The following is a 24493-nucleotide window of genomic DNA, read 5'->3' on the forward strand; positions in this document are numbered from 1 at the left end:
TACAAAGGCGGTCCAGCACCATCTGACCCGCCGCCAGGTCACCACCGACCCGCTGCCCCGGCGAATGAATGGACCAACGTGTCGCGGCGGGCGGCGCCTCTTGTGTCCGACGAGAACAACCGCACCCCGCCCCGAGCGGACACCCCCCGGCGCCCCCGGCACGCGCACGCGGCCGACAAACCGACACGCCGACACGCCGACGGGCGAGTCACGCCAGGTCCTCTCATCCGGCTTTCACCGACGCCTCATACGGTGGGGGCATGACGCAGGTGACTCCTCCCGGGTGGTACCCCGACCCCGGGCAATCAAGTAACGGCCCCGCCACCGAGCGCTGGTGGGACGGTAAGGCATGGACGGACCGGACCCGCCCCGCCGGGTCGGCCGCCGTATGGGGTCCCCCGCCGCAGCAGCCGCAGGCCGCCGGAACCCGTCCGACGTACCCCGGAGGCCCGGCGTACCCCGGCCAATCGGCGTACCCCGGCTACCCGCCGTACCCCGTCCAGCCGCCCGCCGTCCCGCGCCGCGGACTGCGCACGGGCATCGCCGTGGCCGTGGCCGCCGCCGTGCTGGCGAGCATCGGCGTGGGCGTGTACGCGCTGACCAAGGGCGACGACGGCGGCAACCGCGCCGGTTCCCGGCAGGGCCAGGAGGGTCCCGGCGGCCGGGGCGGCCCGTTCGACGGCGGGTCGGGTGGTCCCGGTGGGCCGGACGGCGACGGCGGGCAGTCGCCCTCGCCGGACGGGTCGGAAGGGCCGAAGATCACCAGCGGTGCGGTGCCGGACCGGCTCAGCGGCATCAGCCTGCCCGTCCCGGACGGCTGGTACGGCCGGAGGATGAGCGTGGGCGCGCAGATCACGTCGGAGGACTCCTACAAGTGTCCCGGTGACACGACGCTGACCTGCACACCGGGCGGCGCGTACTCGGCGCCCGCCCTGGCCCTGGGCACCAAGGGCAGCACGGCCGAGGAGGTGGCGAAGGCCGACATCGCGGCCAACGCCCAGGAGTCGTACGGCGGGAAGACCTACGGCGGGATCACCTCGCACCAGGTGCTCGCCTCCAGGGCGGTGACCGTCGCCGGGCAGAAGGGCTACCTGGTCCGCTGGAAGGCGGTCACCAGCAAGGGCGCCGACGGCTACGTCGAGTCGCTGGCGTTCCCCTCGCCCGCCTCGCCCGCACGGCTGGTCGTGGTGCGCTTCGGTGTGGACGTCGGCCAGAAGCTGTCCGTCATCGACGAGATCACCCAGGGCATCAAGGCCTCCTCGGACGGAGGCGACGGCCAGAACGTGTGATCCCCCGGGCCCGGGACCGCCTGTCCGTCACCGGGCAGTCGGGACCGGCACCCGGCCCGGCGGAAGGCCCGCACGCATCGGCCGGGTGGGGTGCCCCTCCGCTCAAGAGGAACCCCACCCGGCCGGGGGTGCGCGCCGCCCCCGTCCCCACGGTGCGGCGCGGGCAGGTCACCGTCCAGTCATCCCGTGGACGGCGACCCGCGTCTTCAGGTGAGGCCGAGCGCCGGCAGCACGGCGGCCTCCACGAACCGGACCAGATAGTCCGGGTCGGCGTACTCCCCCTCCAGGAACGGGCGCACGCGCAGGACGCCGAGCACCTGCGCCGGCACGTACTCCAGCGCCGGATGGCCCGCGGGCACCTCCCCACGCTCCACCCCGCGGCGCAGGATCTCCTTGAGCGCGGCGACCTCCGGCTCCACGAGCGTCTCGCGGAGCGCCTGCTGGAGCTCCCTGTCCTGCGTGATGGCGTGCCCGAGGGCCTGCAGCAGCCTGGTGTCGCGGCCCGACCACTCCCCCGCGGCCCGCGCCGCCCGGCGCAGGTCCTCCGCGAGCGAGCCGGTGTCGATGCCCGCGAAGCGCGAGCAGCGATTGGCGCGCAGCGCGGCCACCACGAACTGCGGCTTGGTCTTCCACTGCCGGTAGAGCGTGGACTTGCTGCACCGCGTGCTGGCAGCGACGCCCTCCATGGTGACGGCCTCGTAACCGCACTCGCGTATCTGGTCGAGCACGGCGTCGAAGAACTCCTGCTCACGCTCGGGCGTGATCTTGGAGCGGCGCGAGGCTCCGACCGTCTCCGGTCGGTCCGCGGCCTGCGACGTCATCGCTCTCCTCCTCGCTCGCGCCCCGCGGTGCACGGGGCTGCCGTCCAGTGTGGCGCCCAGCCATCGGTACGCAGTGTACCGGTACTCGAGCGTATCGGTACACTCACGTATCGGTACACTGGCGTATCGGTACGCCACCGTATCGACTCCGGCTGGGAGAGTCCCGGGCCCGGCCGCACCACCACACGCACCACCGTCACCGAGGGGGCCACGGGATGAACGCCCGCGCCAAGGCCGCCGAGAGGAAGACCGACGCGACAGCGCGGCCGCCGCTCGTCCGCGAACTCCTGCTCGTCACCGGGCTGTTCCTCGTCTACAAGGCCGGCCGGCAGTTGGCCGCGGACCACACCGGCGAGGCCTTCCGCAACGCGCACCGCGTGTGGGACCTCGAGCGGGCGGTGCATCTGCCCGGCGAGGGGTCGGTGCAGTCCCCGCTGCTGCACGGCGACACCCTGGCGCACCTCGCCAACGGCTACTACGCGACCGTGCACTTCCCCGCCACCGTGGCCTTCCTCGTCTGGCTCTACCTGCGGCGCCCGGCGCACTACGTCTGGGCCCGGCGCGTCCTCGCCGCGGTCACGGCGGCGGCCCTGGTGCTGCATCTGGCGTTCCCGCTCGCCCCGCCCCGCATGCTCGCCGCGACCGGCCTGGTGGACACCGCCCGCGTCTACGGCCCGTCGGTGTACGGGCCGCCGCGCACCGACCACCTGTCCAACCAGTTCGCGGCGATGCCGTCCCTGCACTTCGGCTGGGCGCTGATGGTGGCGGTCGGGCTGGTCGTCGCCACCCGGTCGCGCTGGCGTCCGCTGTGGCTGCTGCACCCGCTGCTGACCCTGCTCGTCATCGTGGGCACGGCGAACCACTACTGGCTCGACGCGGTCGCGGCGACGGCGCTGGTCCTCGCCGCGCTGGCGGTCGTCCGGCTGCCGCAGCGCGCGACGGCGACCGCGGGGCGGCGCGCCGGCGGTCGCGTGCCGGCACGGCAGAACGCCCTCGTCGGGGCGGGCCGGTGAGCGCCGCCCTGCTCGCCGTCGTCCTGTCGCTGTGCTCCGCCGTCGCCTACGCGGCCGCGGCGGTGGCCCAGGAACGGCTCGCTTCGCGCGCCGGCCGGGCGGGCGTACGCCGGCTGCTGTGCCGGGGCGCCTGGTGGGGGGCCGTCGCGCTGAACGCGGGGGCGGCGCTGCTGCACGTGGTGGCCCTCGCGTACGGCCCGCTCACCGTGGTGCAGCCGCTCGGCGCGCTGACGCTGGTGGCCGCGGTGCCGATGGGGGCCCGGTCGGCGGGGCGCCGGGTCGCGGCGGCCGAGTGGCGGGGGACGGCGCTGACACTCCTCGGACTCGGCGCGCTCCTTGTCGTGGCGTCCGGGCCCACGCCCGAGCAGGTGCTGAGTCCGGTCGAGGCGGTGGGGGTGGCCGGGGTCACGGCCGTCTTGATCGGCATACTGTCGCGGCCGGGCGCGCGCCCGGGGCTGCGGCACGCGACCGCGTCCGGGGTGGCCTCGGGCGTCGCCTCCGCGCTCACCCAGACCGTCACGGTCTCCGCGACGGACCGGTCGGGTCCGCCGCTGAGCGGGCAGGTCGTCGTCACGGCGCTGCTCGTCGCCGCTTTCGCCACCGGCGGACTGCTGCTGTCGCAGACCGCCTACCGCGGTGGCCTGAGCGCCCCGCTCGCGGTGGTCACGCTGACGAACCCGGCGGCCGCCGCGGTGATCGGGCTGGCACTGCTCGGGCAGGGCCTGGGCGGCGGCACGGCGGGCATCCTGCTCGCGCTGGCGGGCGCGGCGCTCGCCTCCTGGGGCGTGGTGCTGCTGTCCCGGGCCGGCCCCGGCACCGCACCGGCGCCCGTCACCGCATCAGTGCCCGCCACCGAGCCCGCGCCCGACGCCGAGTCCGCCGACAGCACAGGGCGGACGCGAGCCACCAGGCAGGCGCGACCCCTCGGACGGTCGCGGAATTCCGGACGGACTCGGACCGTCGGGCGAACGCGGACCTCCAGATGGACTCGGACCTTCGGGCGAACGCGGACTTCCGGGCGGACCCGGACCCCCGGGCGGACGCCGGTCCCCGCCCCCCGGCAGGCGCAGACCCCTGTGAGGACGCGACAAGCCGCGACCTCACACACCGCGCCTCGGGCCCACGACGGCACAGCCGAGCACGCCCTCCCCCGGCCGTAGACGGCGCGGCCGAGCACGCCCACCCCGGGGCGCAGGACCGCACCCCGAGCACGCCCACCCCCGGGCGCAGCACCGCACCCCCGGGCAGGGCACACGAACGGCTGGCGGCGGTGACGCGTCCCCGGTCGGCCCCCGGCCCCCGCGCAGTCGCCGCCCGCGCGGACGCCTCCCCCTGCGGACGCGCCGGGGACGGATCCGGCCGAGGCGGGCGCCGGACACGCGGCCCGGACACGGCACAGCGGCCACGGGGCACACCCCGTGGCCGCTGTCCAAGCCCTGGATCCCGGACCCGCGTCCGGCGACGACACAACGCTGCCACCCCCGCCGAGGCCGGGCCCGGGCCCACGCGGTTCACACCGCGGTGATCGCCTGTCAGCCGAACCCGCGCGCGTCCTGCTTGAGCGCGGTGTCGACGGTGAGCGCGGTCGCCACCACGAGGGTGCGCAGCGGCTCGGGCAGCTGGTAGTGGATCTGCAGGACGTAGTTGTCGGCCGTGGTGAACATCGTCTTCGCCAGGCCCTCCCACGTCTTGGTGATCCGGGCGACCTCGTTGTCGGCGTGGTCGACGATGGCGAAGTTCCAGGCGCGCCAGTTCTCCGCCTTGATCGCGCCGACCTTCTGGCCGTTCACGTTCATCGCGAAGTTGATCTTGCCGAAGACGTTCTGCTGGACGATCTCGCCGACGTGCTGCCCGTCCGGACGCGTCACGATCACCCGCGACTTGAAGATCTTCGCGGGCCGCGTCAGCAGCAGCTGCGGCCGGCCGTGGGCGTCACGGATCTCCAGCTTGTGCGTCAGGAACTGGTCGATGCTCCAGAGGAACCGCACGATCTTCCGCAGCGCGCCCTGCCCGACCTGGGTGACGGCGCCGATCTGGTTGCCGTTCTGGTCGAAGACCTTGTACTCGTTGGTCAGCTCGATGAGCTTGGCCTTCTGGTTCACCACCAGCACGGGTTCGGTGAACAGGCTGCCGCCGCCGACGGTGCCCGGGGCGACCCCGGCCTCCTGCTGCACCTGGTGCTGGACGCGCGGGTCGGGACCGGCCGGCTGCGCCGGGATGTGCGGCGCGGCCTGGCCCTGCTGGTCGGCATGGGTGTGTTCGGTCCACTGGGAGCCGTCCCAGTAGCGGAGCGTCCGGGCGGCTCCGTGCGGATCCGGATACCAACCTGCAGGTGTGTTCGAATGCGTGGTCACCGGGGCACACTACCGTGAGCCGGCCGGAAATCAACCGCTCGCGCGAACACCGCCGGACGGTGGCGGGCGCCGTGCGGTCACGACGTCCGGTACACCTCCACCTCGCCGAACTGCGCGGCGGGCCAGCCGGTGTTGGCGGTGACCGTCAGCCGCAGGTGTCTCAGCGTCGTGCCGGCCGGCAGCGGGACGGTCACCGTGTTGCCGGTCGCCGGGTCGAAGCGGTAGTCCCTCGGGGCCACCACCGTCGTGTACGCCGACCCGTCGGTGCTGGCCAGCACGGACAGGGTCTGGGTGCGCGCCTGCCAGGCGGACGGGGGCGGCAGCTTCAGCACCAGGCGGCCCACGGCCTGCGCCGAGCCGAGGTCGACCGTCCAGGACTGCGGGAAGGCGTTGTTGGCGGACTCCCAGTAGCTGCCGGCGTCACCGTCGACGGCCCTGCCGGGCGTGTAGACGTCCTGGGAGCCGGTGGCGGTGGCGGGGCGGCCCCGGGCGAGGTTGCGTCCGGGGTCGGGGTCCGGGTTCCCCTGGCCGGGCTGCGGCCAGGCCGAGCAGTCCGACCAGGTGGTGCTCCAGCCGGAGTTGCCGCCGCCGTCGGTGAGGGCGAAGGTGCCGGAGCCGGCCGGGTAGGGGCAGTTGTAGACGCCGGCGGCGCCCACACCGGTGGCGCTCACGTTGCGGAAGGCCGCGGCGCCCTGGGTCTCGGCCTGCACGACGACGGTGCCGGTGTCGCGCACGGTCGCGCCGTCCACGGTGACGTTGCGGACCGGCAGGCCGCGCCCGCCGCCGGAGACGAACTCGAAGGCGCTGTAGGGGCTGTCGGTGATCGTCGTGTTGGTGATCCTGATCGTGGCGTCGGTCGCGCTGTCGTAGGAGTCGACGCGCAGGGCGCCCATGGGGTGGTTCCAGTTGGGGTTCATGGCGCCGGTCCGTACCAGCGTGTTGCCGTCGACCGTGATGGTGCCGGCCAGCGGGTGGAAGGGGTCAAGGAACTTCTGGTTGGAGATGGCGATGCCGCTGCCGAGGGCGTTGGTGTCCGAGACCAGGTTGTTCCGCACCGTGATGTCCGTGCCGCCGTAGATCGCGATGCCGTTGGCGAGGTTGGGCTGGGAGACGGTGTTGTTCTCGAAGCTGCTGTCGGTGTCCGGCGCGTACAGCGACCACATGGCAAGCGCGTCGTCGCCCTGGTTGCGCAGGAAGTTGTTGCGCACCCGGACGCCCCTCGCCGTGCCGTTGAGGTTGAGGCCGTCGGCGGTGGTGTCGAGGAAGCGGTTGCCCTCGACGACCAGGTTGTCGTTGGTGCCGGTCAGCCACAGGCCGACCTTCAGGTGCTGGAGCCACATGCCGGAGACGGATGAGCCGGGTCCGAGCGAGCCGTTGACGAAGTTGTCGGGGCTGGAGTCGACGCGTTCGGTGACCTCCCCGACGACCGCGAAGTCCTCGATGTGGACGTTGCCCGAGGAGCTGCTCTGGTTGATGAAGCTCGAGGAGTGCACGACGGAGTACCAGTGGCCCGCGCCCCGCAGGGTGACGTCCCGGACCCCGCTCAGGGAGGACGTGAGCCGGTACTCGCCCGGCGGGATCCACACCACTCCTCCCCGGGCCGCGGCGATGGCGTCCCGGAAGGCCTGCGTGGAGTCGCCCTGGCCGCCGGGGTCGGCGCCCTTGGAGGTGACGGAGACCGATCCGGCGGGTTGGGAGGCGGCGGCAGGGACGAGTTCAAAGTCGGCCACGTCCACGGTCACCTGGACGTTCGCCGCCTCGACGGCGACCCTGTCGCCCGCCTGGACGTCCCGGCCGAGCAGCATCCGGGCGTTGTCGTAGAAGTGGTGGGTCCTGGAGCCCGCGATCCAGCCGGTGTCGACGTAGGAGTACTTGGACGTGACGGTGAGCGCCTTCGCCAGCCTGGTGCCGTTGACGTAGGCCTGGAGGGTGCCGGACTGCCCGTCGGGGACGCTGTAGGCGACGTTCAGGGCGTTGGCGGTACGCGGCACGGTGAACTCCGCGCGCTGGCCCGGGGACAGCCGGACCGCCTGGCGTCCGGAGGCCTCCGAGGCGAGGGTGCCCTGGGTGTGGTCCGGGCCGATCCTCGTCCCGGTGGTGGCGGCGGACTCGGCCTCCACGGAGGTGAACGGGAGGGTCGCGCCGGCGGCCGCGTGGGCGGTGGGCGCGCCGAGGCCGACGAGCGTCCCGGCGGCCAGGGCGACGACCGCCCCGAGTGATGACATGTGCCTGACATTTCTGCCGTGCGTGGTGCCCTGCATGTGCCGATCCCTTCGTGTGGGGGTGCTGGGACAGCGGGGTGGTGCCGGGCGGCCGGGGTCAGATGCGCAGCCAGGCCGCCGTGTCCTGCGGAAGACGGCCGTGGTCGTCCAGCGAGCCGCTGGTGAGGAGGAGGTGTGTGTGCCCGGGCAGCGTGGCGGGCGCAGGAGCGAGGTTCACCACGCAGGTCGCGCCGCCGGCGCGGGTGAAGGCGAGGACGCCCTCGGGGGCGGGCAGCCAGGTGAGGGGGCCGGCGCCGAACAGCGGGCGGAGACGGATGGCCTCCCGGTAGAGGGTGAGCATGGAGGACGGGTCCGCCTGCTGCCGGTCGGCTGCGTACGATCCCCAGTCCGCGGGCTGCGGCAGCCAGGGCTCCTCCCGGCTGCCGAACCCGGCGTTGGGGGCCCCGGCCTCCCAGGGCAGCGGCACCCGGCAGCCGTCCCGGCCGGGGTCGGTGCCTCCCGAGCGGAAGTACATCGGGTCCTGTATGCGTTCGACGGGGACGTCCGCCTCGGGCAGCCCGAGTTCCTCCCCCTGGTAGACGTAGGCCGCGCCCGGCAGGGCCAGGGACAGCAGCGCGGCCGCCCGGGCCCGCCGTGTGCCCAGTGCGAGGTCGGTGGGGGTGCCGAAGGCCTTGGTGGCGAAGTCGAAGCCGGTCTCCTCGCGCCCGTAGCGGGTGACCGTGCGGGTCACGTCGTGGTTGCACAGCACCCAGGTGGCGGGAGCGCCCACGGGGGCGTGCTCGGCGAGCGTCTCGTCGATCGAGTCCCGCAGCCGCCGGGCCTCCCACGGGCACGACAGAAAGGAGAAGTTGAAGGCGGTGTGCAGTTCGTCGGGGCGCAGGTACCGGGCGAAGCGCTCGGAGTCGGGCAGCCAGACCTCGCCGACGAAGACGCCGCCGTACTCGTCGGCGATCCGGCGCCAGGAGCGGTAGACGTCGTGCAGTTCGTCCCGGTCGACGTAGGGGTGCGGATCCCGGCCCTCGACGAAGTCGGGCAGCCGTGGATCCTTGACGAGCAGGGCGGCCGAGTCGATGCGGACTCCCGCGACGCCCCGCTCGAACCAGAACCGCAGGATGTCCTCGTGCTCCCTGCGGACCGCCGGGTGGGCCCAGTTGAGGTCGGGCTGCTCGGGGGCGAACAGGTGCAGGTACCAGTCGCCGCCGGGCAGGCGCGTCCAGGCCGGCCCGCCGAACTGCGACCGCCAGCCGTTGGGCGGCAGTTCGCCGTGCGCGCCCCGGCCCGGGCGGAAGTGGAACAGCTCGCGCTCGGGTCCGCCGGCCAGAGCGGCCCGGAACCAGGGGTGCTGGTCGGACACGTGGTTGGGGACGATGTCGACGAGGGCGCGGATGCCCAGCTCACGCGCTTCGGCGATGAGTTTCTCCGCCTCGGCCAGCGTGCCGAAGGCCGGGTCGACGGCGCGGTAGTCCGCGACGTCGTAGCCGCCGTCCTTCATCGGCGAGGGGTACCAGGGGGTGAACCACAGCGCGTCCACGCCGAGTCCGGCGAGGTAGGGCAGCCGGGCGCGGACGCCCGCGAGGTCGCCGGTGCCGTCGCCGTCGCCGTCGGCGAAGCTGCGGACGTAGACCTGGTAGACGACGGCGGACCGCCACCAGTCGTCTCGGTCGGGGGCGGGGGTGGGCTGTCCCACGGTGTGCCTTCCTTCTTCGGGGGCGGCGTCTCAGCCCTTGGTGCTGCCCGCGCCGATCCCGGCGACGATGTGCCGCTGGAAGACGAGGAACAGCGCGACCATGGGGACGCTGGCGATCACCATGGCGGCGAGGAGCACGGTCAGCTGGATGTTCTGCGACAGTTGCACGAGTGCCACGCTGATCGGCTGCTTGTCGGTGTCGGAGAAGACCATCAGCGGCCACAGGAAGTCCTGCCACACGGCGACCAGCGCGAAGATCGACACCACGCCGAGCACGGGACGGGACATGGGCAGCACGACCGACCACAGGACGCGAAGCGGCCCGGCGCCGTCGATCTGGGCCGCCTCCAGCACCTCACGCGGGATCCGGTCGAAGAAGCGTTTGAGCAGGTAGAGGTTGAAGGCGTTGGCGACGGCCGGCAGCCAGACGGCGAGCGGGTCGTTGAGCAGGCTGGTGTGGATCAGCGGCAGATCGGCGACCGTCAGGTACTTGGGCACGACGAGGGCCTGGGCCGGCACCATCAGGGTGGCCAGGATGCCGCCGAGCACCAGTTTGCCGAAGGCCGGCCGCAGCCTGGACAGCGCGTAGGCGGCCGCCGTGCAGAACACCAGCTGGAAGAACCAGGCGCCGGCCGCCTGGACCACGGTGTTCCACAGGTGCCGCGGCAGTTCCATCAGGTCCCAGGCGTCCGCGTAGGCGTCGAGGCGCCAGTGCTCCGGCACCAGGGTGGGCGGCGTCCGGGCCACCTCGTCCGGCGACTTGGTCGCGCCGGTCACCATCCAGTAGACGGGGAAGAGGAAGGCCAGCGCGAACAGCACGACGGCACCCGTGAGGACGGTCCAGTAGGCGGCCCTGCCGCGGGGGCGGGCGAGCGCCGCCGGGGAGAGGAGCGTGCGGGTGCTCATGCGTCCTCCTCGGACCGGGTGAGCCGCAGATAGCCGGCGGAGAAGACGCCGAGCAGCGCGAGCAGCATGACGCTCAGGGCGCAGGCGCCGCCGAAGTCGTTGTAGAGGAACGCGTACTTGTAGATGAGGTAGAGCACGGTGACGGTGGCGTTCTCCGGGCCGCCGCCGGTGATGACGAACGGCTCGGTGAAGACCTGCATGGTCGCGATGATCTGCAGGAGCATGAGCATCAGGATCACGAACCGGGTCTGCGGCACGGTGACGTGCCGGATCCGCTGCAGCAGGCCCGCGCCGTCCAGCTCGGCCGCCTCGTAGAGCTCGCCGGGGATGGACTGCAGGGCGGCCAGGTAGATCAGCACGGTGCCGCCCATGGAGGCCCACGTGGCGACGATCACCAGGGAGACCAGGGCGGTGTCGCCGCCGTTGGTCCAGTCGGAGGTGGGCAGGTGCAGCGCCCGCAGCGCCTCGTTGGCGAGGCCGGCGCCGGGGTCGTAGAACCACTTCCACAGCAGGGCGCCGACCACGGGCGGGATCATCACCGGCAGGTAGACCACGACCCGGAAGAACGCCCTGGCGTGCCGCAGTTCGTTGAGCACGAGGGCGAACACGAAGGGGACCGCGAAGCCGATCAGCAGGGCCAGCAGCGTGAAGGTGAGCGTGTTGCGCCAGGCGGCGCCGAACTCGGGGTCGTGCCAGACGCGGGTGAAGTTGGCGGTGCCGACCCATTCGGGCGGCGCGCCGGGCGTGTACCTCTGGAAGGCGATCACGACCGCGCGGATCGCCGGGTACCAGGAGAAGAGGGTGAAACAGACGAGGCCGCCGAGGAGGAAGGCGTAGGCACGGACCTGGTCGGCCAGGCGCCGCCGGCCCCGGCGCCCCGCCGGGGGCGGCGCCTGGGCCGGGCGCACGGTGGCCTGCCCGACGGGCCGCCGCTCAGCCGTCTTCGTCATCATCCCTCAGCTCCGGGCCAGGATGCCGTCGATCTTGCCGGAGGCGTCCTGCAGGAGCCGGTCGATGTCGGCGTCCCGCCGGGTCAGCACGGCGGAGACCACACCGTCGAGGACGGAGTAGATCTGCTGGGCGTCGGGCGGCTCGATCTTCATCTCGAGGTTCCGGCTGCCGTCGAGGAAGGCCCGGTAGTTCCCGATGGGCACGTTGGCGTTGGCCTTCTTGACCTGCTGGTCCCGGGCGTCGGCGGCGCCGGTGAACAGCCGTGGTTCGGGCAGGCCGACGGGGGCGTCGTGCTTCTTCGCACGGGCGTAGTCGCCGAGGAAGCCCTTGCCGGGGGTGAGGAACATGTGGTCCAGCCATTGCAGGCCGGCCCGGATCTGGGCGGGCGTGGCGCTCTTGTGGAACATGTAGCCGTCGCCGCCGACGAGGGTGGCCCTGCCGCCGGGCATGGGGGCGAGGGCGAGGTCCTTGTAGTTGCCGCCCTTCTCCTTCACCAGGATCGGGATGTTGTCCGGGGCCGCCAGGTACATGCCGAGCTTGCCGGCGCCCATCATCTGCTGGACGTCGTTGATGACGAGCAACTGCTTGCTGCCCATGGAGCGGTCCGTCCACCGCATGTCGTGGAGGGTCCGCAGGACGGCGCGGCCCTCGGGGGTGTCCACGGTGGCCTTCTTCCCGTCGGGGCCGACGACGTCGCCGCCGTGGGCGTACAGCTCGGCGGTGAAGTGCCAGCCGCCCTGGTTCTGCGCGCTGTAGTCGGCGTAGCCGACGGTTCCGTCGCCGAGGGCGGCGATCCTCCTGGCGGCGGCGCGCACCTCTGCCCAGGTCGCCGGCGGCCTGTCGGGGTCGAGGCCGGCCCGCTCGAAGAGCTCGCGGTTGTAGATCAGCCCCATGGAGTAGCCGGTACGCGGTATGCCGTAGACCTTCCCGTCGACGGTGTAGATGTCGCGCAGCTGCTTCTGCAGGGTGCCGTAGCTGCGCAACTCCTTGACGTACGGGGTGAGGTCGGCGGCCTGCCCGGTGTCGACGACGTGCCGGACGTCGGTGAAGTAGGTGTAGAAGACGTCCTCCATCTGGCCGCCGGCGAGCTTGGCGTCGAACGTCTTGGGATCCTGGCAGGGGAACGCGTCGTGGGCGACGACGTCGACGTCCGGGTGCTGCTTCTCGAAGGAGGCGACGTCCTCCTCGAAGAACCGCCGGTCGGTCCTGGCGCTCCTGGGCGGTTCGCAGTTGACCGTGATGCGCGTCCGGCCGTTCGCGGAGTCGTCGCCGGACCCGCAGGACGTCAGGGCGAGGGCGAGGGAGCAGACGCCGATCGCGGCGAAGGTACGGCGGAACCCGGTGCTTCTCATCGGTGGACCCCTCTGGGCAGGAGCAGTGGGTGCCGCACACTCAAGCACCGGCGCCAGAGGTCCGCAAGATGTCGCGCGAATCCTGTAAATACTCAACAGGTGAGCGGATCTTCCCGACGCTCCTACCGTGGGGCTTGCGCGGTGGAGCCCCGCACCACCAACTCCGGCTCGAACAGCAGCTCCTCGGCGGGTACGGCGGTGCCCGCGATCCGGGCGTTGAGCAGTTCCACCGCCGCGCGCCCCATGGCCTCGATGGGCTGGCGGACGGTGGTCAGCGGGGGCTCGGTGCAGTTCATGAACGCGGAGTCGTCGTAGCCGACGACCGACACCTGCGTGGGGACGTCGCGGCCGCTGCGACGGGCCGCCCTGATCGCGCCCAGCGCGAGCGGGTCGCTGGCGCAGACGATGCCCGTGACACCGCGGTCGATCAGCCGGGAGGCCGCCGCGTGTCCGCCCTCGATGGAGAAGATGGCCCGTGCGACGAACTCCTCCGGCAGGTCGCCGGCGACGGCCCGCGCCGCGGCCAGCTTGCGCGCCGACGGCACGTGGTCGCCGGGGCCGAGGACGAGCCCGATCCGCTCGTGTCCGAGCGAGACCAGGTGCCGCCAGGCCTGTTCGACGGCCACGGCGTCGTCGCAGGACACCGCCGGGAAGCCGAGGTCCTCGATGGCGGCGTTGACCAGCACCACCGGGATGTTGCGCTCGGCGAGGAGCCGGTAGTGGTCGTGGGGTGCGTCCGCCTGGGCGTACAGACCGCCGGCGAAGACGACTCCGGACACCTGCTGCTGCAGCAGCAGTGTGACGTAGTCCGCCTCGGAGACCCCGCCCTTGGTCTGCGTGCACAGCACGGGGGTGAGCCCGAGCTGGGCCAGCGCCCCGCCGATGACCTCGGCGAAGGCCGGGAAGATGGGGTTCTGCAGCTCGGGCAGGACCAGGCCGACCAGCCGGGCGCGCTCGCCGCGCAGCTGGGTCGGCCGCTCGTAGCCGAGTACGTCCAGCGCCGACAGTACCGACTGGCGGGTGGCTTCCGAGACTCCGGGTTTGCCGTTGAGCACCCGGCTCACGGTGGCTTCGCTGACCCCCACCTTCTTCGCCACTTGAGCAAGTCGTCGCGTCATGACCGCAAGCCTAGCGCAAGTTACGCAAGCTGCTTGCGTAAATCTTGCGCCGTCCTTGCGGACGGACGCCGCCCGAACGGCCGCCCGCACCGGCCGGCCGGCAGGGACCCGGCCGGCGCCGTCACCGCGCCGCGGACCGGGTGCCTCGACTTGTCCGGCCCTGCCCGTGCCCCGGCTCCCTGCTCCCGGCCCGCGCGGGCCGGGACCATCCGCCCGTCGCGCCCACCGCGCGGAGGGCATGCGGGCGCACGCCGTACGCGGCGCCGGCGGGGTGTCCCCGGTCCTGTCCCGGAGGCCCATCCGGCGGCCCGCCGGATCCGTCACCGGGGGCGGGACGTCGCGCCGCGGGGCGGACCCGGACCGCCGCACCGACGGGCCGGTGCCGGTGCCGTGCCGAGGCGACGGCGCCCGTCCTCGTGCCGGCGCGGAGGTGATCCGGATCCGGGCGGCCCCGCTCCCCCGGCGGGCGGGCGGCGACGGGGAGGGGACGGCCGGGGCCGATCCGGCGCCGTCGGCGACCTGAACGCCGACGGTGCCGGATCAGGCTTCTGGGGCCGGCACGACGCTGAGGTGGCCCGCCGCGCGCCGCAGGCGCTGCGGCCCGCGCGGGGCGGGGGCGGGCCGGCGGGTGTCGCGCAGGATCAGGGTGAGCCGGGTGCAGCCCATCTCCCGCAGCGTCGCCGGGGTCTCGTCGACGATGCGGCACTCGGTGGCGCCCCAGCGCGGATCGGGGTGCAGCAGTGGGCGGACCGCTCCGTCGGGTTCGACGGCGGCCTCGCCGACCGCGCGGATCCAGTGCGGCAGGCCCTGCCGCAGGACGGCCTCCATGATGGGGTCCTGGGCGATGTCCCGGCGGATGGCCTGCAGTTCGTGGTCGTGGCCGAAACGCTCCAGGGCGGCGGCGAACTGGGCCAGCATCGGCAGGCACCAGCGCGACTCGTGCTCGCCGAGGACGGCGCCCGCCTCCGGGTGGAACAGGACGAACCGGAGGAAGTTCTCGTCCGGCATGGCGGTGGGATGCGGGCCGACGGCGCCGAAGAGCGACCCGAACGCACTGTTCGCCAGGAGCACGTCCCAGCGGTGGTCCACCACGAGCGAGGGGAAGGGCACCGCCTCCACGAGCGTGGCGTAGTCCCGCAGATAGGTCTGCGCCTCGGGGCTGACGGGGACGAGCCGCGGCGCCGACCGCTGCCCTCCTGCCTGAAATGCCATCGGGAGGTCACCCCTCTTGCCTATGCGGCCTTCACGCGGCGCCTTGATCCTGCTGCCCGGCGCTTGTCGTGTCAACTATCGTGGCATTCCCCGCCGGTTGACGGCCGAAATTGGCCACAGTTGTGGCGAGACCTGGATGTCCGTTCGACGCACCGGCTACTCTCCGGGAAGTTCACGGCAACCGTGGGCGAGAAGCCTGTGAGAATACGTAGGAGATCTGTCGGTGACGGATGGCATCGAGGATCCGGGCACCACGCCGTCGTCGGCTGTGCTGTCGGCCGTCGTCGCACGCGTCACCGCCCTCGCCGACCGGCTCGGCGTGCCCCACGCGGAGGTCTTCGACGTCGGGCGGCTCTCCGTGGCCTGCGGGGTGCCGGAGGCCGTGGTCAAGGCACTGCTGGGCGGCCGCCCCGCCGGCGAGCCGGACGTGCAGGCCCGGTTCCTGCAGCGGCTGGACCTGCTGCGGCGCACCCGGCTCAAGCCCAACGGACGGCGCTACACCCAGCAGGAGATCGCCGACGGCGCGGGTATGTCGCGCCAGCAGGCCGGCGCCCTCATCAACGGCGACCGGCGCCCCACCATGGAGCACTGCGACGCCATCCAGCGCTTCTTCCGCGTGCACGCCGGCTTCCTCACGGCCGAGGACCCCGAGGCGCTCGCCGACGCCCTGCAGCGCACGGAACAGGAACTCCTGCAGCGGCTCGCCGACCGCGAGCGCAGAGCGGCCGAGGCCGCCGACGACCCGCTGGAGAGACTGCTGCAGGACCACGGCGTCCGCGGGATCGCCTGGCGGGCCGCGCAGCTGCCCACCGACCAGCACCGCGACAAGGTCGCCGAGTGGCTGGACATGCTCCTGGAGAGCGTCAAGCGGCCCGAGTCGTGATGCTGGGGAGAGCTGTGGGCATCGACAAGGACATGCGCCGCCTGTGCGGCGAGCTCGTCACCGAACTGACCCTGCGGGCACCGGCGGCGCCCGCCGACCTGTACACCGCGCTGTGCGACGCGATGAGCAGGCGGCGCGGCCGGCCCGTCCGCTTCCGCACGGCCGCCTTCCCACCCGGGACGGCCAGCGGACTGTGGCTCGACATGACCGACCAGGACCTCGTCCTCGTCGAGGAACGCACCGCGCCGGACCACCAGTTGGTGATCCTCGGGCACGAGCTCTGGCACATGAAGGCCGGTCACGGCAGCCACCACGTCGACGGCGTCGCCGTGGCCACCCGGCTGATCGGTCCCGGCGCCGACCTGCAGGCGGCCGTCCGGCACGCGGCGGCCCGCACCCACTTCGACGTCACCGAGGAGGAGGAGGCCGAGAGCTTCGGCCTCCTCCTCGCCAGCAAGTGCCGCCCCTGGCTCGCCGGTTCGTCGTTACGGGGACCGGTGCAGCGCGACCACCTGGCGGGCCGCATCGAGGCGTCACTGGGCTACCTCGGCCGCCGGGCGGAGGGCGACTCCTAGGGGCCGTCCGGAGGAGACCGGCGGCGCGGCGCCTTCCCGGCGGGTGGTGGCCGCCGGGGAGACGCCGTGCCTGCGCCACCTGCGCCGAGCGGGCGAACCGGACCGCGGCGCGGGGGCGTTGTCAGTGGCGGGCGGCACGATGGGAGAGCGCCGCCGCCGTGCGACGGGCGCCCTCCCGCTCGGGCGGGGCGCGAGCCGGGCAGCACCCGCGCCGTCCCGGCCGCCGGCGCGTGACCGTGTGACGCCGACCGGGGAGACCGACCATGCCGACCGCCGTAACCGACCGCGAACGCACCGCCGTCCAGGCCTATCTGCGGCTGCTCCACACGGTCCGCGCCGCGTTCGACGGCCCGGCCGGGCCGCGGGACGGCGGCGGGCCGCCCGTCGTCCCGCCCACCCTGCTGGCCGAGGCCGAGCGGGCGCTGTCCCTGGCGGGCCTCGCGGGCAACGAGGAGGCGTTCTTCAGACTGCTGCACACCTGGTGCCCGCGGCCCTGAACCGCCGCGCGTGACGCGCCGGGTCAGACGTGCGGGACCGCCACCGCGGTGACGATCAGTCCCTGCCGCACGGTCCACCGGCCCTCGAAGGCCGTGAGCCGCCGGCCGCCCAGCAACGGTCCCGGGACGAGCAGGTGGGCACGGAAACGGCCCCGCGGGTGCGAGCCGGACTCCGGGTCCACCTCGATGTCGGCCTCGAGGAAGTCCAGCCACCGGCCGGTCAGGGGGAACCACGCCTTGTAGACGGACTCCTTCGCGCTGAACAGCAGCCGGTCCCAGTGGACGTCCGGCCGGCGCGCCGCGAGCTGCGTCAGCCGCCGCTGCTCGGCCGGGAGGGAGACGGAGGGCAGCACGCCGTCGGGAAGCGCGGCGTGCGGTTCGGCGTCGATGCCGAGGGAGGCCAGGTCGGCGGTGCGGACCAGCGCGGCGGCACGGTAGCCGTCGCAGTGGGTCATGCTGCCGGCCAGGCCCTCCGGCCAGCGCGGGGCGCCGCGTTCGCCGGACAGGACGGGCTGCGGGGGGACGCCGAGTTTCTCCATGGCGCGCCGGGCGCAGGCCCGCACGGCGGCGAACTCACGGCGGCGCTTGTCGACCGCCTTCGCCACGAGCGCCAGTTCCTCGGGGCACAGCGCCTCCTGGGCGCTGTCGTCGTCGCCGTACGACTCCACGGCGACCACCGTGCCGGGGAGGAGTTCCTCGATCACCGGGTCCGACCTCCATCGGCAGTATGCGGCACGGCCGTCCCGGCGGTTCCAGGCACGGGCGCCACCGGAGGGGGCGTCCCGCGGGACGCCCCCTCGCAGCGGACGCCCTCGGGCCGGGTGCGTCCCGGAACGGGGAGACGGCCGTCGACCTTACCGGCCGCGCGGAGCGCCCGGTGCCGGCCGTCGCCGGAGCGGGAGGATGCCCGCTGCCCGCCTCGTGCCCCGGCCTGGGAGCGCCTCACCGGGTGGCCGGCCCGCGGGCCGCCGACGGCCGGCAGCTGTCCGGTACCGCCTGCCGTGGCCGTCACCGTCGCCGCCCTCCTCGTCTCCGCGAGCATCGGTCCCACCGCGAAACGCCGGTCCCGCTGCGCGCACTGGTCCCGCCTCGAACACTGACGACAACACACACGGTGGCGCGGGGACAAGGGTGGATCGGCGCGAGAGGTCCACCGGATGGCCGGAACCCGTCGGCGCCGGGCCGGGGCGGGACGGCGGGATCCGGGGCCGACGGGTTCGGGGGTGTCGGGCCCCGCCGCCGGCCGGGTGCGACGTATCTCGGTGGCACGGGTCGGGAGCCCGCCGGCAGACGGCGCGCGGCACCCGGCGGCGACCGCCGGCCGCGGCCGGCTCGTGCGGGAGGCCGGCCGCCCGGGAACGCGGCCGCGAGGTAGGCCGATCCGTAACACCCGCGTTGCACGCCCGCGCCCCGCGGAAGTCGTATGATCGCCCCGACACCACTGCCTGAACTCCCCCTTCCGCAGGGCGGTTCGGTGTTCCTCCCCTCCCCCTGGCCGGGCACGGCCTGCTTCGCCCTGCCCGCGCACCGTGAAAGGCGGCCTGCATGGTCTCTCGCGTACGCGTCTGGCTCAACCGCACGTACGCGGAGAACGTGTTCTTCATGGATCAGCTGCGGAGAAATCCCGACGACCGGGCCGTGGAGATCCACGCGACGCACGGCGACCCCGACTCACCGGTACTGGCCGCCGCCGACGTCGCCGAACTTGAACCGGACGGTCTGTCCCCGGCGGCGTACGTCGAGTACGCGCTGGACCGTTGCCGGCGGTACGGCATCGACGTGTTCGTGCCTCGGCTGGACCAGGCCGCGATCGTGGCGCACCGCGCCGACTTCGCCGCGGCCGGCACCGCGCTGCTGGCCCCGACGCCCCAGGCGGTGGCCGTCTTCGAGGACAAGGCGACCGCGTACGCGGCCGTCCGGTCGATCGGGGTTCCCGTGCCACCGTGGTGGCGTGTCCGCACGTCGGAGGAACTCCTCGCCGCCGTGGAAAAGTTGGAGCGAGCGGGGCACCAGGCGTGCTTCAAGCCCGCCTCCGGAGCGGGCGGCATGGGCTTCCGTGTCATCACCCGCGCGCCCTTCTCCCTCTCGCACCTGAACGGCTTCCCCGGCCCCTACGCACCGCTCGACCTGGTCCTGCGGGCCGTGGAGGAGGCGGACGAGCCGGTCGACTGGCTGGTGATGCCGCGGCTGGCGGAGCCCGAGGTGTCCGTGGACTGCCTCACCGGGCCGGACAACCGGATCCGCATGGCGATCGGCCGCACGAAGAACGGACGCCGCCGCGGCTTCACCCTGCACGAGCAGTGGCTGGAGCCGGCCCGGCGCATCGCGGAGGGCTTCGGACTGCACCACCTGTCGAACATCCAGTTCCGGATGTACGGCGGGCAGCCCGTGCTGCTCGACGTCAACACCCGGCCGGCCGGCGGGCTGCACCAGCTGGCGCTGTGCGGCGTCAACGCGCCCTGGGCGGCCGTCCGGCTGGCGCTGGGCGAGGACCCGGGCGAGGTCGTGCCGCCGTTCCTCGGCCAGGACTACACGGTGGTCTCGGGACCGCGTCCGGTCCGTGCGGTGACGCTGCCGCACCAGCGGACGGAGCAGCCGGAGCCGCTGCTGCCTGCCGTACCCGCCCCCGCCTCCGCGTCGGCGTCCGAGTCGGTGCCCCAGGCGGCGTCCGAGCCGGCGTCCGAGTCGGCGTCAAAGTCCGCGGCGACGTCCCCGTCCGGGCGCGCTCCGGCCGGCGCCCTAGGCTCCACCAGGGCGCTGCCGCTCTGGGGTCCGTCTTCGAACAGATCTTGCCCGTAGCAGGAACGATGCGAGGGTGACCGCTGCTTCACAGGAGACGGCGGTCTTCTCGTATCCGGTGGCGATTCCGCGGAAGCCTTTGAGCGGGTTGAAGCGGCGCCCGAGGACGAGTGCCCCCGCCGCGATGTCCGGGGCGAGCTGCCCATACACAGCAACCGCGGCTGAGCGCAGGCAGTCAGAGCATCTCCCGCTCGGTTCCCCGGGGTTCATTGCGCGGCGTCGTCAGCCCGTAGCGGGGTGGGATCGGGTTCCGCGTCGCATGCCCGCCGGCCCATCTGTTCCCAGAACTTCCGCATGCCCGACACGGGTACTCTGCGTTGCCAAGGCGCCTCCCGCCGGAAGCGAGCGAACAGCCAGGCGCGCGGCTGCCAGCGCCTGAGCAGTTCACGCTGGCGCAGGCAGAACACCTCGCTGAACTCGAAATCGAGCGGCGGGCTCTTGGCGGGGTAGGGACACATCCTGAGCCGACAGTCGTCGGTGCAATTGTCACCGGGCTGTATGTCGTTCTCCACCGCCCGGACCGGCCGCAACCGGGATCGGTCACGGCTCAGGCAGGACGGCAGGCGGGACCACTCGTGCTTGCCGCGTTCGTAGAGGGCCATCAGGTCCGAGGGGCGGTAGCCCCTCTCCGACAGCTCCACCAAGAGCAACACGTCGGCAAGGAGTTGCTGTGCAGTGGGGTCGAGGGAACTCCAGCCGGTCGACGGGGGAATCCACAGATTGTGGGCGCGCTGCTCGCCGGGGGAACTCACCTCTGTGCCGACCTCCGAGGCGGTGCTCACCTCATCGATCCACAGGAACCGCTCCGGACGCCGGGTCTCCAGAGCCCGCACCGCAAGCCGACCGGCCGCCTCCACTATGGGGTGCTCCGGGTGATTCCGGTCGGGCGCGAGCCATTCACGGATCAGAGCCCGCGGATCGGCCCCGTGACCGCGGATCGACCAGGGCGCACTGACATCGTCGGGCAGCGCCCACAGGGTCAGCGCCTGCAGCAGGGTCAGCCTGGTGTACCAGAAGTCGCTCTCCCGCAGCAGGATGCGCGCCTGCTTCACCAGGAACTTCCGCGCCTCCGCGTTGTCCACCGCGGTGCCCGGCCGCTTGTTTGCCGCATACTTCATGCCCTTGGCCAGAGCCAGGCCGATCGCCCACTGCTCACCCCGGCCGGGTGGTGGCGTCTCGCCGCCGTCCGCCCGGGGGCCGAACTCTCCGATCCAGTGCGTCCGCCGCTCGTGCTCCTTCCGAGTGACCTCGCTGACCCAGCGCTCCAGGTCGGCGCTGGGAGTCCCGCTGTGGCGCGTCAGCGGCGTGGACACCACGAGCATGGACAGCAACCAGGCCCTCAGCTTCTTCTTGTTCCAGTGCGCCTTCTCCTCGCTGGTCTCCAGCGAGGACCACCAGCGCTCGTGGCGGCCGATGTCCCGCTCACGCAGCCGCTGCCACGCCCGGCAATACCGCTCACTGCCGTCGGCCGCCACCCGGGGCTCGGTCGGCAGCGGTTCCAGCGGCCGGGAATCCGGCAAGTCCCCCCAGAAATGCTCGAGCTCGCCGTAGACGGCCTCGTACGCCTCCTGGTGCCCCGCCCCGATCTCCTGTGCGACAACCGAGCGCACCCGGTCGTCCGGCTCCTGCGCACCGATCGCGAACATGGCCTCGTAGGCGGGGTCATGGCCCTGCTGCTCGGCCAGCCGCCGGGTCGCCGCACCGCACTGCCGTACCACCGCCACCTTCGTGTCCCGCAACCGCACCCGGTCCTCGCCGCAGCCCAACCGCCACCAGTTGTCGCACATCTCCTTGACGAGTGTGCGGTGGGCCGGGACGGCGTCGACACTGTCGATCTCCACTGCCGCTCCATAGGCCTCCATTGCGCGCATCCGCAGGCTGCCCCGGTCGTCGAAGGACCTCTCTGCCCGCTGCCCGCGGCCCACCTTCTGCGCCGACTCGACCCCCCGGGCCCATTCTGCTTTCTTCTGCAGTTCCCCCCGTTCGTCGGCCTCGTCGAGCAGACCTGTGGCCTCCTCCTGCAGGAGCCTGCGGACCGTGGTCACGGGACAGGGCAGAGGCCACTCTTCACTGCGGCACAGACAGCGGCCTTCCAGGGACCGGGAGTACAGAGTGAGGGCGATCAGAAGTTCCCGGCCACCGGACCGCAGTGCCCCGGCCAGATGGCCGGTGTCCTGCCACGCCATCGGGACACGCCGCCCGGAGCTGACGGGTACGGGGCCAAGAGGTGCCGCACGGCCGGGCACGGGCGCCGCCGGGCCGCCACCGGCCGACACGGCGGCCCGCACCCATGCGCCCCGCTCCACCTCCAGGACAGGTGATTCCTGGGAAGCGGGGCCCATCATCCACGGCAGGAAACGGGACCCGAGGAACGCCTGCATGATGCTGTGCTGGAAGCGGACAGCGTCTCCCTCCTCGCGGACCAGACCCATCCGCACGCCCCAGGTGGCCGCGAGCCGCACATCCATCCGAGGGCCCTGTGGATCCAGCGCGTTGCGCTCGCCGTCGAACGAAAGCTTTCGCGACTGTGGCCGGGTCGACCCGCCGGTGGCCGCCTTCCGCAGTCTGCGCAGTGCGTCGACGTCGGGCTGGAGTTCGCCGATGGCGGTGTCCAGCCCGCGGACGACGCGGTGGGTCCACTCCTGGCTCGGCTCGGACCAGGTCTTGCCCTGGCCGTCCGTGTTCTTGTGGCCGGCCGACCTCGAACCGTCACTGTCCGCAATCTCGCCGGTCGCCGGGTCCAGCACTTTCAGCGGCACCTTGGCGTTGTCCACGGCCAACCCCATGCAAGCCAGTGCCGACAGGTACTCGATCACCGCCTGCCGGGTCTCGTGGTCGATGGGCAACTCGGGGCGGATCTCCCCGTCCACCAGAGCGTCCAGCCACTGCTGCAGCAGGTCGACGCGCAGGGCCCACTTGTCCTGGGACATCGGGTCGGCTCCGACGCCCGGCCTCCACAGCTGCTCCAGCCGGTTCCTCTGGTGCAGCTCCCGGGCGATCTGGAGGTACAGCGGCGACTCGGCCACATTCGAGACCTCCACGATCCGGTCGAGCAGCACCGGATCGGAGCGCCAGACGCCGGCGGCGCGGATGTAGCGCAGGGCGGCCTCCGCGCTCAGGGGCTCCAGTTCCGTGATTGCGGCCTGCATGCCCCGCAGCGGATCGTGCGGACGTGAGGCGATCACCAGGGGGAGCCCTTCCTCGCCGGCCCGACGGATCGCCTCCCGGATCATGGTGTCGCGCTGACCGACGACCTTGGGATCGTTCAACGCCTCCTCCAGGCCGTCCGCGAGCACCACGATCTTGTCGGAGCGGTGTCTCAGCCAGCGCCAGCACCGGTCCAACTCCCCCTCGGTCAGTGCCTTGTCCTGCACGATGGTCTCGAACCGCTTCTGGGCGAGCTTGCAGAAGTCAAGCGTGGTGTCGGCGTCCCGCAACTGGATCGGGACGGGAATGGCGCCGCGCGAGGCCAGCAACTGGGCGAGACGGACCATGAGCGCCGTCTTGCCGGCTCCGACACTGCCGATGATGACGTGCGGACGGCGTGCCTTGCGGTCCCGGAGGTTGTTCATGATGGCGTGGCACAACTGGTCGCGTCCGACCACCTCGTCCAGCAACTGGCCCGCGGTCTGCACGTACCGCTTGGCGTCGACCTTCATACGGCGCGTGTAGTGCCTGCGTACCAACCACTGGCGTCCCACCAGGAAGAGGACGGTGCCGACGGCCGCGATGAAGAAAGGAGTCACCAGCGTCACGCCCGTGTCGCAGGACTTGCCGAGGGTGTCGCACGTGACAAAGAAGGGCCGTTTGGTGAGGGAGGGATCGATCGTACGGATCCACAGCCCCCAGAACCCCCAGGCGATGAACGCCGCGATAACCAGCAAGGCAACGACGAACAGCAGCCAGGCCCACAGAGAGTTGTGCCAGCGGCGCGCCCGGACCACTCCGCGGTGCAGCAGCCAGGAACGGCGCACCGCCCAGAACGGGGCGATCACCAGCCGTCTGAGACGGGCCCAGCTCTCCCGGAAAAAGCCGCCCTCCGCGGGGCCGATGGTGACCCTGGGCTTGACGGGCGCGAAAGGTTCCATGGCAACGTACTCCGGGTATCTGACAACCGTTGCCCTTGTTCCAGGCAAACAGAGATGACTGGCCTTCGCTACTCGGCGCGAGGGGGCTCTCCGGGCACGAGTTCGGGTTGCAGACGACGGGCCCCACGGCGCACCCGCAGCAGGCGCTGCGCGAGGACCACGTCGGCACGGCGCGAGGTGCTCCTAGCCTCGAACTTTCGGGACGGGCCGTCGACGAAGTCGGCGGCCTATTTCGTTGTCGGTGGTGGAGGGCGGGCAGGCTGAGGGCCCGGGTGTCGTCTCGGGTGGACGCCGGGTTCCACTGCTCCGGGCTGGATCCACTTGTCGCAGGGATGGGTGAGTCCGCTGGTCATCCGGGGTGCGGCAGGAGTGCGAGCCGTTCGAGGGCGTCGGTGAGGTCACGGGCCCAGGGCCAGTGGTGGGCGAGGCGGAGGATGCGGCGCCGGCCGGTGGTGACGAGCTGTCCGGCCGCGGAGAACAGGCGGAGCCGCAGGCGACGGGGTTCCCAGAGTCGGGCTTTGCCGGTCAGAGCGAGCATGGGCATCCAGGCCAGCAGGTCGAGTGCGATCTGGACGATCTCCATCCAGACCTTGTTCTGCGCCGCGAAACCTCCCACGTGAGACACCCTCTTAGACCGTGTCCTATGTGGTGATTGCTCGTTGGACTGTGCATGGGGCGGGGTACGTGGAGTTGGATTGTTCCGGACGGGCTGTGGGAGATCGCCGA

18 protein-coding genes and 1 pseudogene are annotated in these 24493 nt (G+C 72.6%); 7 read left to right on the forward strand and 12 right to left on the reverse strand.

Annotated elements, in window-relative coordinates; all coding sequences use genetic code 11:
- The first annotated feature begins 260 nt into the window (after positions 1-260).
- Positions 261-1289, forward strand: a complete 1029-nt coding sequence (locus tag ACWDNY_RS19045) for a DUF2510 domain-containing protein (protein ID WP_451646926.1) — start codon at positions 261-263, stop codon at positions 1287-1289.
- Between the two features lie 206 nt (positions 1290-1495).
- Here ACWDNY_RS19045 and ACWDNY_RS19050 read toward each other — a convergent pair whose 3' ends face one another.
- Positions 1496-2110, reverse strand: coding sequence for a TetR/AcrR family transcriptional regulator C-terminal ligand-binding domain-containing protein (locus ACWDNY_RS19050; RefSeq protein WP_451646927.1), 615 nt, complete (start codon positions 2108-2110; stop codon positions 1496-1498).
- Between the two features lie 215 nt (positions 2111-2325).
- Here ACWDNY_RS19050 and ACWDNY_RS19055 point away from each other — a divergent pair, with 215 nt between their 5' ends.
- Both ACWDNY_RS19055 and ACWDNY_RS19060 read left to right on the forward strand, forming a co-directional pair.
- Positions 2326-3123: a phosphatase PAP2 family protein gene (locus ACWDNY_RS19055; RefSeq protein ID WP_451646928.1), complete on the forward strand. Its 798-nt coding sequence runs from the start codon at positions 2326-2328 to the stop codon at positions 3121-3123.
- A complete protein-coding gene (locus ACWDNY_RS19060; protein WP_451646929.1) occupies positions 3120-4283 on the forward strand; it encodes a hypothetical protein in 1164 nt (387 codons plus the stop codon). Before ACWDNY_RS19055 ends, ACWDNY_RS19060 begins: the two co-directional genes overlap by 4 nt.
- Before the next feature lie 372 nt (positions 4284-4655).
- Here ACWDNY_RS19060 and ACWDNY_RS19065 read toward each other — a convergent pair whose 3' ends face one another.
- From ACWDNY_RS19065 to ACWDNY_RS19100, 8 genes are all read right to left on the reverse strand, one after another.
- Positions 4656-5477, reverse strand: a complete 822-nt coding sequence (locus ACWDNY_RS19065) for a phospholipid scramblase-related protein (RefSeq protein ID WP_451646930.1) — start codon at positions 5475-5477, stop codon at positions 4656-4658.
- Between the two features lie 77 nt (positions 5478-5554).
- Positions 5555-7702, reverse strand: coding sequence for a discoidin domain-containing protein (locus ACWDNY_RS19070; RefSeq protein ID WP_451646931.1), 2148 nt, complete (start codon positions 7700-7702; stop codon positions 5555-5557).
- A 94-nt stretch (positions 7703-7796) separates the two neighbouring features.
- Positions 7797-9386 carry a glycoside hydrolase family 13 protein gene (locus ACWDNY_RS19075; protein WP_451646932.1) on the reverse strand — a complete coding sequence of 530 codons (1590 nt, stop codon included), beginning with the start codon at positions 9384-9386 and terminating at the stop codon, positions 7797-7799.
- Positions 9387-9416: 30 nt separating this feature from the next.
- A complete protein-coding gene (locus ACWDNY_RS19080) occupies positions 9417-10292 on the reverse strand; it encodes a carbohydrate ABC transporter permease (protein ID WP_451646933.1) in 876 nt (291 codons plus the stop codon).
- The gene (locus tag ACWDNY_RS19085) at positions 10289-11242 is read right to left on the reverse strand and encodes a carbohydrate ABC transporter permease (protein ID WP_451646945.1); all 954 of its coding nucleotides are present in this window, start codon (positions 11240-11242) and stop codon (positions 10289-10291) included. The genes ACWDNY_RS19080 and ACWDNY_RS19085 overlap by 4 nt, the downstream gene beginning before the upstream one ends.
- Positions 11243-11248: 6 nt before the next feature.
- Positions 11249-12595, reverse strand: coding sequence for an ABC transporter substrate-binding protein (locus ACWDNY_RS19090; protein WP_451646934.1), 1347 nt, complete (start codon positions 12593-12595; stop codon positions 11249-11251).
- A gap of 122 nt (positions 12596-12717) precedes the next feature.
- Positions 12718-13713 carry a LacI family DNA-binding transcriptional regulator gene (locus ACWDNY_RS19095; RefSeq protein ID WP_451646935.1) on the reverse strand — a complete coding sequence of 332 codons (996 nt, stop codon included), beginning with the start codon at positions 13711-13713 and terminating at the stop codon, positions 12718-12720.
- Between the two features lie 540 nt (positions 13714-14253).
- On the reverse strand, positions 14254-14925 hold the full coding sequence (locus ACWDNY_RS19100; protein WP_451646936.1) for an MmyB family transcriptional regulator: 672 nt from the start codon (positions 14923-14925) through the stop codon (positions 14254-14256).
- A 223-nt stretch (positions 14926-15148) separates the two neighbouring features.
- Between ACWDNY_RS19100 and ACWDNY_RS19105 the strand changes: the two genes are divergently transcribed.
- From ACWDNY_RS19105 to ACWDNY_RS19115, 3 genes are all read left to right on the forward strand, one after another.
- Positions 15149-15808, forward strand: coding sequence for a helix-turn-helix domain-containing protein (locus ACWDNY_RS19105; RefSeq protein WP_451646937.1), 660 nt, complete (start codon positions 15149-15151; stop codon positions 15806-15808).
- A gap of 32 nt (positions 15809-15840) precedes the next feature.
- The gene (locus ACWDNY_RS19110) at positions 15841-16383 is read left to right on the forward strand and encodes a toxin-antitoxin system, toxin component (protein ID WP_451646946.1); all 543 of its coding nucleotides are present in this window, start codon (positions 15841-15843) and stop codon (positions 16381-16383) included.
- A gap of 263 nt (positions 16384-16646) precedes the next feature.
- Positions 16647-16880, forward strand: coding sequence for a hypothetical protein (locus ACWDNY_RS19115; protein WP_451646938.1), 234 nt, complete (start codon positions 16647-16649; stop codon positions 16878-16880).
- 23 nt (positions 16881-16903) lie between these two features.
- Here ACWDNY_RS19115 and ACWDNY_RS19120 read toward each other — a convergent pair whose 3' ends face one another.
- Positions 16904-17584, reverse strand: a complete 681-nt coding sequence (locus tag ACWDNY_RS19120) for a 4'-phosphopantetheinyl transferase family protein (RefSeq protein ID WP_451646939.1) — start codon at positions 17582-17584, stop codon at positions 16904-16906.
- 841 nt (positions 17585-18425) lie between these two features.
- Here ACWDNY_RS19120 and ACWDNY_RS19125 point away from each other — a divergent pair.
- Positions 18426-19679, forward strand: a complete 1254-nt coding sequence (locus ACWDNY_RS19125; protein WP_451646940.1) for an ATP-grasp domain-containing protein — start codon at positions 18426-18428, stop codon at positions 19677-19679.
- A gap of 206 nt (positions 19680-19885) precedes the next feature.
- Here the strand turns inward: ACWDNY_RS19125 and ACWDNY_RS19130 are convergent, their stop codons facing one another.
- Together ACWDNY_RS19130 and ACWDNY_RS19135 are read right to left on the reverse strand one after the other, a co-directional pair.
- Positions 19886-23767, reverse strand: coding sequence for an NACHT domain-containing protein (locus ACWDNY_RS19130; RefSeq protein WP_451646941.1), 3882 nt, complete (start codon positions 23765-23767; stop codon positions 19886-19888).
- 349 nt (positions 23768-24116) lie between these two features.
- A pseudogene (locus ACWDNY_RS19135) lies at positions 24117-24368 on the reverse strand (transposase); the annotation flags it as partial.
- Between the last annotated feature and the right edge of the window lie 125 nt (positions 24369-24493).

This window comes from Streptomyces sp. NPDC003697 (assembly GCF_053587115.1).